Annotated in this window: 13 protein-coding genes; 4 read left to right on the top strand and 9 right to left on the bottom strand. The window is 64.1% G+C overall.

All coding sequences use genetic code 11. The annotated features are described in order from the left end of the window. Positions 1-14: 14 nt before the first annotated feature. The 4 genes from HCR84_RS01950 to HCR84_RS01935 are packed head-to-tail and all read right to left on the bottom strand — an operon-like array spanning position 15 to position 4,286. Positions 15-1,103, bottom strand: coding sequence for a mandelate racemase/muconate lactonizing enzyme family protein (locus HCR84_RS01950; protein WP_166982603.1), 1,089 nt, complete (start codon positions 1,101-1,103; stop codon positions 15-17). Next, positions 1,100-2,005, bottom strand: coding sequence for a 5-dehydro-4-deoxyglucarate dehydratase (locus HCR84_RS01945; protein ID WP_166982605.1), 906 nt, complete (start codon positions 2,003-2,005; stop codon positions 1,100-1,102). Before HCR84_RS01945 ends, HCR84_RS01950 begins: the two co-directional genes overlap by 4 nt. Next, positions 2,002-2,928 carry an NAD-dependent epimerase/dehydratase family protein gene (locus HCR84_RS01940; RefSeq protein WP_166982606.1) on the bottom strand — a complete coding sequence of 309 codons (927 nt, stop codon included), beginning with the start codon at positions 2,926-2,928 and terminating at the stop codon, positions 2,002-2,004. The genes HCR84_RS01945 and HCR84_RS01940 overlap by 4 nt, the downstream gene beginning before the upstream one ends. Next, positions 2,925-4,286: a Gfo/Idh/MocA family protein gene (locus tag HCR84_RS01935; RefSeq protein WP_166982609.1), complete on the bottom strand. Its 1,362-nt coding sequence runs from the start codon at positions 4,284-4,286 to the stop codon at positions 2,925-2,927. The genes HCR84_RS01940 and HCR84_RS01935 overlap by 4 nt, the downstream gene beginning before the upstream one ends. A gap of 158 nt (positions 4,287-4,444) precedes the next feature. Here HCR84_RS01935 and HCR84_RS01930 point away from each other — a divergent pair, with 158 nt between their 5' ends. Continuing rightward, positions 4,445-5,449: a LacI family DNA-binding transcriptional regulator gene (locus tag HCR84_RS01930; RefSeq protein WP_244972549.1), complete on the top strand. Its 1,005-nt coding sequence runs from the start codon at positions 4,445-4,447 to the stop codon at positions 5,447-5,449. Positions 5,450-5,470: 21 nt separating this feature from the next. Here the strand turns inward: HCR84_RS01930 and HCR84_RS01925 are convergent, their stop codons facing one another. After that, entirely contained in the window at positions 5,471-6,409 is a 939-nt protein-coding gene (locus tag HCR84_RS01925; protein ID WP_434063548.1) for a carbohydrate ABC transporter permease, read from the bottom strand. Then, positions 6,399-7,325, bottom strand: coding sequence for a carbohydrate ABC transporter permease (locus tag HCR84_RS01920; protein WP_166982613.1), 927 nt, complete (start codon positions 7,323-7,325; stop codon positions 6,399-6,401). The genes HCR84_RS01925 and HCR84_RS01920 overlap by 11 nt, the downstream gene beginning before the upstream one ends. A gap of 305 nt (positions 7,326-7,630) precedes the next feature. Here HCR84_RS01920 and HCR84_RS01915 point away from each other — a divergent pair, with 305 nt between their 5' ends. Then, positions 7,631-8,947 (top strand): ABC transporter substrate-binding protein, encoded by a 1,317-nt coding sequence (locus HCR84_RS01915; protein ID WP_166982615.1) that lies wholly within the window; start codon positions 7,631-7,633, stop codon positions 8,945-8,947. 48 nt (positions 8,948-8,995) lie between these two features. Here HCR84_RS01915 and proC read toward each other — a convergent pair whose 3' ends face one another. Continuing rightward, complete coding sequence (gene proC / locus HCR84_RS01910; protein WP_166982617.1) at positions 8,996-9,838, bottom strand: pyrroline-5-carboxylate reductase; 843 nt, start codon at positions 9,836-9,838, stop codon at positions 8,996-8,998. A 70-nt stretch (positions 9,839-9,908) separates the two neighbouring features. Here proC and HCR84_RS01905 point away from each other — a divergent pair, with 70 nt between their 5' ends. Continuing rightward, positions 9,909-11,816: a DUF5107 domain-containing protein gene (locus tag HCR84_RS01905; RefSeq protein WP_166982619.1), complete on the top strand. Its 1,908-nt coding sequence runs from the start codon at positions 9,909-9,911 to the stop codon at positions 11,814-11,816. A 5-nt stretch (positions 11,817-11,821) separates the two neighbouring features. Here the strand turns inward: HCR84_RS01905 and HCR84_RS01900 are convergent, their stop codons facing one another. After that, positions 11,822-12,190: an amiloride-sensitive sodium channel family protein gene (locus HCR84_RS01900; protein ID WP_166982621.1), complete on the bottom strand. Its 369-nt coding sequence runs from the start codon at positions 12,188-12,190 to the stop codon at positions 11,822-11,824. A 186-nt stretch (positions 12,191-12,376) separates the two neighbouring features. After that, positions 12,377-13,306 carry an EamA family transporter gene (locus tag HCR84_RS01895; protein ID WP_235940900.1) on the bottom strand — a complete coding sequence of 310 codons (930 nt, stop codon included), beginning with the start codon at positions 13,304-13,306 and terminating at the stop codon, positions 12,377-12,379. 68 nt (positions 13,307-13,374) lie between these two features. Between HCR84_RS01895 and HCR84_RS01890 the strand changes: the two genes are divergently transcribed. Further along, a complete protein-coding gene (locus tag HCR84_RS01890) occupies positions 13,375-14,244 on the top strand; it encodes a LysR family transcriptional regulator (RefSeq protein WP_166982623.1) in 870 nt (289 codons plus the stop codon). Positions 14,245-14,259 lie beyond the last annotated feature (15 nt).

Here is a 14,259-nt window from a genome sequence, read left to right as displayed (position 1 = left end):
GCTCGGTTCGCCGATCAGTCCGCAAGCACGAAGCGCTCAGAGAAGTGAACGCCGAGACCGGGCAACCCCGCACTCGTCAGCGACGCGCGATCGAATGCCACAGGACCGTCATCCGTGAGCAGACCGAGCTCAGCCAAGCCTGCGCCTTCGACACGCTCGACCTCAGTCGCCGTCGGCAGAGCGAGTGCGAGCTGCCCCGAGAGCTCGGGGAGCAGGTGTGGCCGCAGCGTGACGCCGTGCTCATCGGCGAGCGCGGCGATATCGAGAAACGGCGTGATGCCGCCAACGCGCACGACGTTGGGCTGAACGATGTCGCACGCTCCCGCCTCGATCGCCTCGCGGAAGCGGTAGATGGTGTGCAGGTTCTCGCCAAGGGCGATGGGGGTTCGGATGCTGCTGCGAAGACGCGCGTGGGAGGCAAGATCGTCTGCGCGCAGAGGCTCTTCGATCCAGGCAGGATTGAACTGCTCGAGTTCGGCCATCGCGTCGACGGCCTGATCGAGCGTCCACCGCTGGTTCGCGTCGAGCATGAGCGCCACATCGTCGCCGACGATCTCTCGCACGGCGGCGACACGCGCGGCATCCTCTCCCCTGCCCGGACGCCCCACCTTCATCTTGACGGCTGCGTACCCGGAGGCGACCCAGCGCCCGGCCTGCGCGCGCAGCTCGTCAAGGGAGTAATGCAGATTCACGCCGCTGCCATACACGGTGACCCGCGACCGTTCCGCGCCGAGATACTCAGAGAGCGACGCGCCATGCTCGCGAGAGTCGAGATCCCACAGGGCGAGGTCGAGCCCGGCCATCGCGATTGTGGTGATTCCGCCCGAGCCGGCTTCGTGCAGGTGCGCCCACAGAAGGGGCCACAGCGTGCGCGCGTCGGCGGGACGGCCGATCACCCACTCCCGAATGTCGTTCTCGAGAAGTGCGGCGACGGCGGCCGAACCGATGCTCGGCGTCCACGAGAATCCCGTTCCGGTGCGCCCGTCACGCGTCTCGACGCTCACCTCGACGACGTCGATACTGCGCACGCTCTCGCCCCACGGGCGGGTGAGCGGTGCACGGTGTCGCCGCACTCGCAGGTCGGCGATCACGGCATCCGTCATGCTGCCACGAGATTTCGACCGCTGTCGAGAATGCGTCGAAGCTCATTCGTGTGCTCGGGCGTTGGGTCGACAAGCGGCGCCCGCACGGGCCCGACGGGAAGCCCGCCCAGCCTCACTCCGGCCTTCACGAGCGAAACGGCATAGCCGGGAACCGCGTCGCGCAGCCGCACCAGCGGCGTGTAGAACTCGTCGATGAGCTGCGCGCACCGCGCGTCGTCGTGCGCGACGTATGCCTGGTAGAACGCGTCAGCGACCTGCGGAATCATGGCGAACGCGGCCGAGGAGTACAGCGGAACGCCGATCGCCCGGTACGCCTCCTGCGTCAGCTCCGCCGTGAGCAACCCGTTGAACAGCGACAGGTCGTCTCGGCCGCTGTTCTGCACGATGCGGGCGATCTCGTGCGCGAGCCCAATATCGCCGACTCCGTCCTTCAGACCGATGACGCGCTCGTTGTCGACGAGCCGCCGCACGGCGTCACGCGTCAGCGTCGCACTGCCGCGGTGGTAGACGATCACGGGCAGATCGGATGCCGCGATGACAGCGTCGACGTACGCGAGCGTGCCGGCAATGGGGTGACCGACGAGATACGGGGGCAACACGAGCAGGGCGTCTGCTCCGGCATCCGCTGCTCCTCGCGCGCATTCGATCGCGTGCCCGAGCGCGCCTCCGGTTCCCGCGATCACGGGCGCCGCTTTGTTCACGGCACTGACAGCCGAGCGGACGACAGTCGCCACCTCGGTCGCGCTGAGTGCGTGAAACTCGCCTGTGCCGCATGCCGCGAAGACAGCACCGGGCGAGAACGTGAGGCGTGAGGCGATGTGCTCTGCGGTGAGCTGCGCATCAACCTCTCCGGCATCCGTGTACGCGGTAACGGGAAAAAAGAGCACTCCGTCGAACTTCACCGTGTTCCTCCTGCATTCTCGGTGTACATGGCTTCGCTCTCGTCTGCCAGCTCGGAGCGCCAGCTGCGGGAAGCACGCCAGCCGAGCAGCCGCTCCGCCTTCTCACTCGAGAACGCCGGGCGCGAGCCGGTGAGCGGCCTGGCCAGCTCGGCGAGCTCGGGAAAGAACCGCGGAAGCACATCGGCAAGCGGCTCGCGGCACAGGGGGTCGGCGGCGCCGACGATGAAGGTCTCGGCGTTCGGAATGCTGTGGGCATGCTCCACGAGGGTGCGCAGAAAGTCTCCGATGTCTCGAGCGTCCGTGTAGTTGAAGAGCGCGGATGCCGCGAGCTGCGGGTCGTCGAGTCGCTGACGAACCGTGTTCCCTTGCTGTGTCGGGGCGCCACGCCATTCCTCGGGCGCGATGACATAGCAGGGGCGGAACGAGGCGAAGCGCAGAGCATCACCGTGCTTTGCCGCGAACATGGATGCGACGTTCTCGGCGACCAGCTTCGAGAGCGAGTAGGCGTTCCACGGCCGTGGCTGCATTGCCTCGGTGAGCGGCAGCGCCTCGGGCATCCATCCGTTCGGTGAGCCGTAGCCGAAGACCGTCGGGCTGCTGGCCGTGACGACAGTGCGCGCGCCCGCTTCGATCGCCGAGCCGAACACGTTGTGCGCCAAAGCGACGTTCGTGCGCAGAATCTGGTCTTCCGGGGCGCTGAACGGCACCGCGATCGCCGCAAGGTGAATAACCGCCTCGGGTTTCACCTCCGCCATCACCGCTGCTGCATCGCGCCCGTCTGTGAGATCAACGGCTCGACCGTTTGTCTCGCCGTCTGGAACCGTACGGTCAATGCATGTCACGTCATAACCCGACTCGCGCAGCACGGTGACGACGCTTCTTCCCAGCCTGCCCGAGCTTCCCGTGACAGCAATTCCGCTCATCGAGCAGCCTCCCGTTCGTCAGCGACGGCGATGCCAAGGTTCAGGTCGGCCACAGACACGGGCTCCCCCGATTCAAGTGACCGATTTCCGGCAACGCCGACGGCGATCGCCGCGACGCCGTCGCGCCAGGTGGCCGCGCGTTTCAATGGATCGTCGCCCACTCCGCGCAGAATCTCGCTCAGCATCCTCTCGTCGCCTCCCCCGTGCGAGCCAGCACCATTCTCGATAGTTACGTTCTGCGCCGACTCCCAATGGCGCTGCACAAGAAGGCGTTCGCCGTTGGGCCGCGTCGAGCTCGCGGCATCCTGGTCAGAGACCGCGCTCGGGTCGATGACTCCCTTTCCCGTCGGCGATACAACGACAGTTCCGCGTTCGACGACGTCGAGCTCTGCGCGGCCTTCCGTTCCGTTCACCGCGATCCGGTAGCCCTCCCAGGGGCTGTGCGCGTTGAGGGAGTAGCTCATGCTCGCACCGTGCGCGTAGTCGACGACGAGGGAGAGATTGTCTTCGATGCTGATGCCCTCATCGAACACGTCGCGGTCACGTCGATAGCCGTCGTAGTGCTCATTGTCGAGGTAGAGGGCGGCGAGACGCGGATCGTCAGAGAGATCGAGCGAGAAGGGATCGCCTGGAGGGGCTCCGGTGCCTCGTTCCGGGCGGGTTCCGACACTGCGCTCCCTGGCGTTCGCCGCACCGTAGAAGCGCAGGCCGCCCGAGGCGTACACCCGACGCGGAACATCGCCGAGCCACCAGTTGACGAGGTCGAAGTGATGCGACGCCTTGTGCACAAGCAGACCGCCGGAGTTCGCCTTGTCGCGGTGCCAGCGCCGAAAGTAGTCGGCGCCGTGGCCCGTGTCGAGCAGCCATTCGAAATGCACAGACGTCGGCCGACCGATCTGCCCCGAGGCGATCACGTCTTTGAGGGTCGAGTTGCGGGGCGAGTACCGGTAGTTGAACGTGGTCACGACCGAACGCCCCGTCTCGCGCACGGCCTTCGCGATCGCCGCGGAACCGGCTTCATCGATGGTGAGCGGCTTCTCAACAACAACGTCAGCTCCAGCCCTGACGGCGCGCTCGATGTACCCGGCGTGTGTCATGTCTGGTGAGGTCACGATCACGCGGTCGATGCGCGACTGCGCGATGACCTGCTCGAGGTCGGCAGGGTCGGCCACGATGGGCGAGGAGTTTGCCCCCGTGCGCTCCGCGGCGCGTGCCCGATAGTGTTCCGAGCGGCCGGGGTTCGTGTCGAGAATCGCAACGAGTTCCACCACGTCCGCGTGATCGCCGGTGAGTGCGTCAACGTACATCTCGGCACGTGAGCCGGCTCCGACGATGGCATAGCGCGTTCGCTGAGTCATAGGGGTTCCCTTCCGGACGGCTGACCGCGTCTGTCTGTGATCTCCGCCGCATCGGGTTTCTCACACCTCCGTGAGAAAACGCTTTCTCGTACAATACACGATAGTGTTTTGCCAGAACAGTGCTGATGCCGCGACGCAGAAGCAAGAAGGGGGATGCTGTGGCTCGTCGATCACCGGAACGGCTCACGATCTCTGATGTCGCTGCGAAGGCTGGGGTCTCGCTGTCAACTGTTTCGCGCGTCATGAACGGCAGCACAAAGGTCGATCCCGAACTCACCGAGCGCGTCCGCGAAGCCGCCATCGCCCTTGGCTATACAGCGAGTCCGCTCGCACGAAGCCTCGTGCTCGGCAAGACACAGACCGTCTCCGTTATCGTCCCCGACCTGGGAAATCCAACATTCCAAGGGGCTCTCCGCGGCCTGAGCTCCGGGGCGACAGGCGCGAACTACCACGTTCTCGTTGCCGACTCGTTCGAAGACCCGACGAAAGAAGCCGAGCTCGCAATCGAGGCGCGCCGACGCAGCGACGGCATCGTTCTGTGCGCTCCGCGCATGAGCGATGACGAGCTCAATGCACTCCTCCCCCAGATCGCCCCCGCTGTCGTCATCAACCGCACTCCGACGGCCGCGAGCGTCCCCGTTGTCGCGGCTGACTACCGATCTGGCTTTTCGCAGCTGCTCACTCACTTGAATGGTCTTGGTCACCAGAAGATGCTGTTCCTCGGCGGCGCCGAGGGGTCGGCGTCAAACCGGGACCGTCTCGCGGCGATCGACGAGTTCTGCGCGAACCACCCCGACACGACGATCGACGTACTCTCTGGCTACGTCACCTTCGCCGAGGGTTATGCATCTGTCGACGCCGTGATCAGCTCGACGGCAACGGGAGTGCTTGCCTTCAACGACCTTGTCGCCATGGGGCTTTTGAGTGCGCTCTCCGAGCGGGGAGTGGGCGTTCCCGGTGACCTCTCGATCACGGGCTTCGACGACATCGAGTTTGCCCAGTACACGACGCCACCGCTCACAACGGCCGCCGTTCCCTCGCCGGAACTCGGCACGCAGGCCTGGGCGCGCATGTGGGATCTGCTGAACGACAGACAGCCCGCATACAACCTCTCGTTCGGGCCGCTTGTCGTGCCGCGCGGCACGACGGGTCCGGCCAGTTGAGCAGCGTGCGCTCGAATCGCCCTATTTCAGCCCGGTCGTCGCGATGCCCTTCACGAGGTATTTCTGGCCGAAGAGGAACGCGAAGAACACCGGAACGAGCGACACGATCGACATGGCAAACATGGCACCCCAGTCGCTTCCCGCCTGCGAATCGGTGAACTGACCAAGGGCAACCGGCACGGTGAAGACGTCAGGCGCCGTCAGATAGACGATCGCTCCGAAGAACTCGTTCCACGTCCAGATGAACGTGAAGACGGCTGTCGTTGCGAGCGCCGGCACCATCAGGGGCAGAATCACTTGGAAGAACGTGCGGAAATGGCCGCATCCGTCAATTCGCGCTGCCTCGTCGAGTTCCTTCGGTATGCCGCGGATGAACTGCACCATCAGAAAGATGAAGAACGAGTCGGTGCCGAGCACCTTGGGCAGAATGAGCGGCCAGAACGTGTTGAGCCAGCCCAAGTTCGAGAACAGAATGTACTGCGGAACAAGCACAACCTGAAACGGCAGCATGATCGTGAGCAGCATGATCGCAAAGAAGATCTTGCGCCCGCGAAAATTCAGACGCGCGAATGCGTAGGCGGCGAGCGAGCACGACACCAGGTTGCCGATGATCGCGCCGATCACGATGATCATCGAGTTGATGAGGTACTTGCCGAACGGAGACGAGAGGGCCGTCCAGCCGACGAAGTAGTTCGAAAAGTCGAGGTCGAAGGGCACGAGTCCCGGCGAGGTGAAGATCTCGTCATTGGGGCGCAGCGAGCTCACGAGCATCCAGAGCAGCGGGTACAGCATGACGACTGCACAGGCGATGAGAGCGACATGCCGAAGCAGCGATCGGATGCTGCGAACCGCGGCGCGCTTGCCGTGCGGCCCTCCGGAGCCGCGCGTCGGTAGCAACGGCGTTCGCGTTCCACCGACGGTGACCATGCGCGCCGTCTCGGTCTGAAATCTAGTTGTCATAGAACACCCAATACTTCGAAGCGATGAAGTTGATGGCGGTGAACGCGCCGATGATCACGAACAGCAACCACGCGAGCGCAGCGGCATAGCCCATGTTGAACTGGTTGAAGCCCTGCTGGTACAAGTACAGCGAATAGAACATCGTGGAGTCGGCAGGGCCACCATTGCCACCCGAGACGACGAACGCCTGTGTGAATGACTGGAACGCGCCGATCAGCTGCAGCACGAGGTTGAAGAACACAATGGGGCTGAGCAGGGGGAGCGTGATTCGTCGAAAGCGGGTCCAGCGCCCTGCGCCGTCGATTTCTGCCGCTTCGTAGTACATCTCGGGAATCTGCCTGAGACCGGCGACGAAGATGATCATGGGGGCACCGAACGTCCAGACGTTCAGAAGAATGATCGTGCCGAGAGCGGTGCTCGGATCCGTCACCCAGCCCGGGGCATCATGGATGCCGACAAAGGCGAGCAGCTGGTTGACGAGGCCGTCTGCACCGAACATCTGGCGCCACAGAATCGCGACGGCAACAGACGAGCCGAGAAGCGACGGCAGGTAGAAGATCGATCGGTAGATCGACAGGCCTCGCAACCCGCGATCGAGAAGCACCGCCACGAGCAGGGCGATGATCAGCTGCAGCGGCACAGACACGAAGACGTACGTGAAGGTGACCTGCAGCGAATTCGCCAGTCGTTTGTCGGACGCCATCTCGATGAAGTTGTCGAGGCCGATGAACTGCGGAGCCTGCAGCAGGTTGTAGTCGGTGAACGCGAGAATCAGGGAGGCGAGCATCGGGCCAAGCGTGATTCCGACGAGCCCGATGAGCCACGGGATCAGAAACACGTAGGCGACGCGGTCCCGTTTGCTCCCCGAGCTCTTCGGTGAGCTCCGAACATTCTGCAGCTCGGTCATCACGCTCATGGCAGATTCACCGTCATGTTCATGCGAAGTCCTTGAAGTCGTCATTGAGTACAGGATGCCGTCGAAACGAGAAAGCGCTTTCTCCGACTAGTCCACGAGAGTAATCCCAGTCCTTCACCACGTCAACCTTCGCGAGCGGCAGCCTGCCTTGCCCGCGGTTCCCGCCTCCGCGGGGTTGCGTGAAAAAACCGTTGACAGGGCGCCGCTTGTTGCCCATAATGATGAATCACACCCTGAGAAATCGCTTTCTCAGCTCCCCAACGCTCTACCGGGCGACGACGCCCGTGGCAAGGAGGCCACACGACATGGCAGATTTCACTCGACGGCAGTTCGCCGCGCTGGCAATCGGCGGCATCGGCGCGTCATTCTTTCTCACAGGCTGCGGACCACAGGCCGCGTCGTCGCAGACGAGCAGCGCAGATGACGCGTACAAAGAGGCGACGCTCGTACTCGGCTGGTGGGGAAACGCTGTTCGCAACGAGAACACGGCGAACCTCATCGATCTGTACCAGAAGCAGCACGACACCATCACAATCAAGCCTCGGCCCGGTGAGTGGTCGACCTACTGGACGAAGCTGTCCACACAGGTCGCCGGCGGCACGATGCCCGACATCGTGCAGATGGATCAGAAGTACATCGCCGAATACGGCGGCCGTGGTGCCCTTCTCGACCTGACGAAGCACAAGGCACTCGACCTCAGTGATTTTCCGAAGAGCGCCCTCGAATCGGGAACCTACGACGGCAAGCTCTACGGAATCAATGCCGGCCAGAATGCATACTCGGTGTTCGCGAATGCCGACGTCTTCGCCGAGCTCGGCGTCGATCTGCCCGACGACGAGTCGTGGACGTGGGATGACTTCTTCGACGTGGCGAAGTCGGTGACGGATGCGTCGGGTGGTGACGTGATCGGAACCTCCCTCGTTGCGCAAGACGCCGACCTCATGGTCTGGGCACGCCAGAAGGGCGAAGAGCTGTATTCACAGGACGGGAAGATCGGCGTCTCGAAGGAGTCGATCGCCTCGTGGTTCGAGTACCTCCTCAAACTGTCGTCATCGGGTTCCGGTCCCAACCCCGATGCGTTTACGCAAGACGTCAGTTCGTCTGTCGAGCAGTCACTCTTCGCGACGAAGAAGGCGGCAATGGGCTGGTCGTGGACGAACCAGCTCAAGGCGTACACCGAGGCCACCGGCAACGACGTCAGGCTGCTGAAGCTCCCCAGCTTTGACGGCAACGCCGGTGCGGCCGGCATGTTCTTCAAGCCGTCGATGTTCTGGTCTGCATCGTCGAAGACGAAGAACCCCGCTCAGACAGCGGCGTTCATCGACTTTCTCGTGAACGATGTCGACGCCGCAAAGATCGGACTCGCGGAACGTGGGATGCCCGTGAACCCGACGGTTCTCGACGCCATCAGGGACGACCTCTCCGACGCCGACAAGGCAGGGCTTGAGTTTCTCGAGTCCATCGAAGAAGACGTGAAGTCGACACCGCCGATTCCGCCGACAGGTACGAGCACCGTTCAGGCGACGATTCAACGCTACGCCGGAATCGTGCTCTTCGAGGAGCAGTCACCCGCTGATGCGGCGCAGGCCCTCCACGACGAGATGACGGGTCTGATCACATAGGCACGGAAGATCGGCGGCCGCGCACAATTGCGCGGCCGCCGAATCGTGTCACGAGCCCGCGGCAAGCTCGCGCGAACGCGCCAGCGCGGCATCCGTCGCCTTCGTGAATGTGTCTGCGAACCCCGCCTGCTGCAGCACGTTCACCGCCTGTTCGGTTGTGCCTTTCGGGCTCGTCACCTCGATGCGCAACTGTTCTGGCGTTTTGTCTGACTGCATCAGCAGCTCGGTCGCGCCCGCAAACGTGCCGTTCACGAGCGTCGCAGCCTGCTCGGGAGTGAAGCCCTTGTCGACAGCCGCACGCGTGAGCTCCTCGATGAGATAGAAGACGTAGGCCGGGCCCGAACCAGAGATGGTGGACAGCGCATCGATCTGACTCTCGGGCACCTCGACGACCTCTCCAACGGTCTCAAACACCGCTCGAGCGAGGGCGAGATCGTCGTCGCTCGAGCGCGTACCCGGTGCGAGGCCCGTCACGCCCTTGCCCACGTGCGATGGGGTGTTGGGCATGGCGCGGATTACCGAAACACTCTCGGGCAGCAGGCTTTCGAATGTCTCTACGGTCACTCCAGCGGCGACGCTGACAACGATGCTCCCCGGCTCGAGGTCGCCGGCGATGTCGCGCAGCAGATCGGGAACCATGTGCGGCTTCACGCCGACAAGCACCACCTTGGCGCCCGCGAGAGCGCGCGCCTGGGCATCCGGAGTCGTCTCAAGCGCGTACGACGTCACCCCGTCGAGCTCAGCGAGGGCGTCGGCCTTCTTTGGCGTTCGGTTGGTGACCCGAATGCCTCCGTCGACGTGCACGTTGGGCTGCACGAGACCCGAGAGGATCGCGCCGCCCATCGACCCGGCGCCGAGAATGGCAATGGCAGGAAGTGTCGTCTCGCTCATGCGTCCATCTTACGAGCGCTGTCTGCGGCTACCATCGTGAGTACGCCGATGCATCAGAGAGGATGCCGCCATGACCGACATTCGTGTCGAGACGATCACCCTCCACGCCGCCGACCTCGGTGCGGCGAATCCGCTCGCCGCCGTTGCCGACGTCTCGGAGCCGCCCTACGCTGTCTCTGGGGCGCTGCCAGAGGAGATCGCCGCCGGAATGGGATTCGGTGGAGTGCGCAATCTCTTTCCGTACACGATGCAGGATGCATACGACCGTGCGCTCGAACCGACGCAGTTCACCGCTGTCGTGCTTGAGAACTCCCATCTGCGCGCCGTTGTCCTCCCCCAGCTTGGTGGTCGCATCTGGTCGCTTCGCGACCTCGATCGAGACGTCGATCTGCTGCACGAGAACTCAGCTGTGCAGTACGCCAATCTTGCCCTGCGCGACGCCTGGTTCGCGGGAGGAATCGAATGGAACCTGGGCACCCGCGGGCACGCGCCGACAACCGCGAGCGCTCTGCACACGGCGATCGTGGATGCTGCCGACGGCCCGCTGTTGCGCATGTGGGAGTTCGACAGGCTGCGCGAAACCGTCTTTCAGGTCGATCTCTCCCTTCCCTCCGATTCCTCTGCGCTGTTCGCCTACGTGCGCATTCGCAACACGTCTGGTCGGGACGCGCCCATGTACTGGTGGACGAACGCGGCGATTCCGCAGACCGAGCACACGCGCGTGATCACGCCGAGCAGCACGGCGATCGCAACCGGGTACGACGGGGCGATCTCCACCGTCGACGTGACGCCAGAGATTCTTGCGCCTGCATGCGCACCCTACGCGGCCGATTATTTTTTCGATCCGATTGCGGGAGCACGGACGTGGCTGGCCGCGGTCGATGAGAACGGTGATGGCCTCGCTCTGCTCTCCACCGATCGCCTGCGCGGGCGCAAGCTGTTCTGCTGGGGCGACGGCATCGGCGGGCATCGCTGGCAGAAGTGGCTCACGCCCGATGGCCGCCACTACGCCGAGCTGCAGTCGGGGCTGGCGCGCACCCAGTTTGAGCATCTGCTCCTCCCAGCGGGCGAAAGCTGGGATTGGGTCGAGGCGTACGGCAACATCGCACTGCAGCAAACGGCAGACGATGAGATTCCGGATGCCGCGTCTGCTGCCGCGCGCGTCGAGACGCTGTGGCCCGACGCAGACGTGATGGCGCGCCTCGAGCGCTTCCGCGCCTCGGCTGACGAGGTGCCGCGTGAACCCATCGTGCGGGGAAACGGCTGGGGTTACCTCGAACAGCGGCGACGTGACCGCGCGGCCGAGTGCGGCATAGCGTCGCCCGGTACCCCTTTTGACGATCCGACCGATGAGGTGCAGCAGTGGTTGGAGCTCCTCGACACCGGCGACCTCCCTCTGACAGATCGCCGCGAAATTGTGGGCTCGTATGTGCGCGGCGAACCGTGGGAGCGTCTGCTCACGCAGGCCCCGCGCACGTGGCTCACGGCCGTGCATCTCGGCACGATGGCGCACGCGCGCGGCGACCTCGAGCAGGCCGGCGCGTACTACGCGGCATCCTTCGCCCTCGCTCCAAACATGCCGGCGCTTCGTGGGCGAGCGCGGCTTCGCGCTGAAACCGGCCGCGTGTCACAGGCTGCTGGCGACTATCTCGCCGCTGTGGGGCACGCGCTGCCCGACGCGCAACGAGCGCTCGCGATCGAGGGAGCGATGGTGCTTCTCGACGGTGGCGACCCGGCCGCGGCCCTGCGCGTTCTCGATGCGGCGTCAGACGACGTCGCGGTGGTTGGGCGTGTGCGATTCTTGCGCACTACCGCCCTGCACAGGCTCGGTCGCGATGACGAAGCGGGTCGGATGCTGCGCGAGGGCATCGAGATCGCGAATCTCCGGGAAGGCGACGAGAGGGTGTCTGATCTCTGGGTGAGAGTTTTTCCAGACGAACCGCTTCCCGCCGTCTACGACTTCAGAATGAAGGTCTGACGTCGTCAGTGGCGCGACTTACGCCGCGGGCGCTTTCGATTGCGAAAGAGGCACCGAACCCCCGCCAGAATTCTGAGGGCGAAGTACAACAGGGCGAGGCCGAAAACTGCGGCCCCCCAGTATGCTGCCAGATTCGAGAGTGCCAGACCGATGCAGAGCCCGGCAGCGACGACCGCCACAATGAACATGACGAGCCAGAACCATCGTTCGGCCCACCGCGCAAACGGACCAGACGCGAGGTAGTCGTTGAGAGTGTTGACGTTCGCCCCTGGCACTTCCGGCGTCGGAACCGGTCGCTCGCCACCGCGAAATTGCGCGTGCACCCACCGGCGAACCCACCGTTGCCCCCAGGTCTCGTCGCTCGCTCTGCGCATATGCTACCCCTCACACCACAGTCACGTCGTACTCGTCATGTCGCTGGTCCACCGTCACGAGAATGAGGTCGTCGACTTTCGCTTGCGCGACGAGAACGCGGTGGTTCCCACTTCACGAGCCGCACGACAGGCTTGCCCGCCCACGCGATGACATATATCAATTCCACCAAGGAACTGTCAGTTGGTCTAGTTGGTCGCAGATTTCGGTTCTGCATTCTCGGGGGCAGCAAGTTGTGCGGGAGCCGATGCCGAAATCGTGTTTGCCGCGACGATGGCGACCACTGCCAGCCACGACGCCACATCGAGCTGCTGGTCGAGAACCAGCATTCCGATCACCGAGGCGAACACGGGATTGACGCTCATGAAGATGCCGAAGAAGCGTGCGGGAACACGCCGCAGCGCGAGAAGATCGGTGAGAAACGGAACCGCAGACGACAGAACGCCAGCTGCCAGTGCGCACAGCATCGCTCCGAGCGTCGGCGGGTTGAGCCAGAGGGCGACACACCCCACAGGAAGATAGATCAGACCTGAGAGTGCAGCCGCAGCAGCGGAGCCCTGAAGCCCAGGCACGCGCGCCCCAACACTGCGATTGAGCAGAATGTAACCCGCCCAGCACACTGCAGCAAGCAGGGCAAAGCCGATTCCGACGTAGTCAGTGCTGGGCTGCGGTCGGGTGAGCACGCCAACCGCCGCTGCAGCCACAAGTGCACACAGCACGTCGCGCCGACGCCGAGAGGACGCCACTGCTATGGCAAGCGGGCCGAGAAATTCGAGAGTCACGGCGAGACCGAGGCCGATGCGGTCGATCGCAAGGTACAGCGATAGGTTCATGGTGGCGAACACGACGGCGAGGGCGAGAATGGGACGCCATTGCGTTGCAGTGAACGCGCGCAGCCGTGGTCGCCCGACAACGAGCAACACGACTGCGGCCACCCACTGGCGCACAGCAACGACGCCGACCGGCCCCATGACAGGAAATGCGAGCGCGGCGAGCGACGCCCCTGACTGGTTTGAAAGCGCGCTGCCCAGCATCAGCGCGATGCCGGCCCAGCGCGAGGTCGCCGCTGGTGCCGGAGCATCGGTTCGCCCCGCACGGTTGTCGCGCTCGAGTGCCATGCTTCGACAATGGGCCGACGGCTCGGATACACAAAATGCATGCGAAGCGACTTCTATACACTGAACGTATGGATGATGCATCCCCACTCGAGCTGCGACATCTGCGCTGCCTTGTCGCCATCGTCGACACCGGAAGCTTTACGGATGCCGCTATTGAGTTGCGCCTGTCGCAAGCCACGGTCTCGCGCACGCTGATCGCACTCGAACGACTACTCGGGGTGAAGGTACTGCATCGAACAAGTCGCGCGGTATCCGCTACGGCCGCAGGCATGCAGATTCTCGCGCACGCCCGCCACATGCTTGCCGAGGCCGACGAGATCGTGCACCTGGCGGCCACGGGTCAGACTCGGCTGCAGATCGGGCACACCTGGTCGGCACTTGGCCGCCACACAGCAGAGTTCCAACGCCGCTGGCACGATCGGCATCCTGATATCGAGCTGCACGTGATCCGCCACAATACGCCAACGGCCGGGCTCGCCGAAGGACTGTGCGACCTCGCGGTTCTGCGCACACCGGTCGACACGAGTCGCTTTGCACATGCCCTCGTCGGCTATGAGACTCGGTATGTTGCACTCGCGTCCGATGATCCCTGGGCGGCGCGCCGCAGCATCCGCTTAGATGAGATCACGAGTCGCACGCTCGTCATCGACCCCCGCACGGGCACGACGACGCTCGGCCTCTGGCCGGAAGATGATTTTCCCCAGACGGAATACATTCATGACGTCGACGATTGGCTCGCCGCCATCGTCACCGGCCGCTGCGTCGGAGTCACCACGCAGGCAACGGCAACCCAATATCGACGCGATGGCATCGTCTACCGACCCTTGCGCGGAACGGATCCGGTTGCGGTGAACCTCATGTGGCGCATGCGCGACCCGCACCCGGCCACCTATGCCGCTGTCGCTCTGCTTACCGACCTCTACCGCGAGCACGCGTAGCGACGTTCGATCGGC

It is taken from the genome of Paramicrobacterium fandaimingii (assembly GCF_011751745.2).
Classification (GTDB): Bacteria; Actinomycetota; Actinomycetes; order Actinomycetales; family Microbacteriaceae; genus Paramicrobacterium; species Paramicrobacterium fandaimingii.
This window is presented reverse-complemented; position numbering and strand designations above follow the sequence as displayed.

Excerpts from the sequence above, each read along its gene's own strand:
- HCR84_RS01950 (WP_166982603.1), bottom strand. The coding sequence starts at position 1,103 with ATGACGGATGCCGTGATCGCCGACCTGCGAGTGCGGCGACACCGTGCA.
- HCR84_RS01940 (WP_166982606.1), bottom strand. The coding sequence starts at position 2,928 with ATGAGCGGAATTGCTGTCACGGGAAGCTCGGGCAGGCTGGGAAGAAGC.
- HCR84_RS01935 (WP_166982609.1), bottom strand. The coding sequence starts at position 4,286 with ATGACTCAGCGAACGCGCTATGCCATCGTCGGAGCCGGCTCACGTGCC.
- HCR84_RS01925 (WP_434063548.1), bottom strand. The coding sequence starts at position 6,409 with ATGACAACTAGATTTCAGACCGAGACGGCGCGCATGGTCACCGTCGGT.
- HCR84_RS01920 (WP_166982613.1), bottom strand. The coding sequence starts at position 7,325 with ATGAGCGTGATGACCGAGCTGCAGAATGTTCGGAGCTCACCGAAGAGC.
- HCR84_RS01915 (WP_166982615.1), top strand. The coding sequence starts at position 7,631 with ATGGCAGATTTCACTCGACGGCAGTTCGCCGCGCTGGCAATCGGCGGC.
- proC (WP_166982617.1), bottom strand. The coding sequence starts at position 9,838 with ATGAGCGAGACGACACTTCCTGCCATTGCCATTCTCGGCGCCGGGTCG.
- HCR84_RS01905 (WP_166982619.1), top strand. The coding sequence starts at position 9,909 with ATGACCGACATTCGTGTCGAGACGATCACCCTCCACGCCGCCGACCTC.
- HCR84_RS01900 (WP_166982621.1), bottom strand. The coding sequence starts at position 12,190 with ATGCGCAGAGCGAGCGACGAGACCTGGGGGCAACGGTGGGTTCGCCGG.
- HCR84_RS01895 (WP_235940900.1), bottom strand. The coding sequence starts at position 13,306 with ATGGCACTCGAGCGCGACAACCGTGCGGGGCGAACCGATGCTCCGGCA.
- HCR84_RS01890 (WP_166982623.1), top strand. The coding sequence starts at position 13,375 with ATGGATGATGCATCCCCACTCGAGCTGCGACATCTGCGCTGCCTTGTC.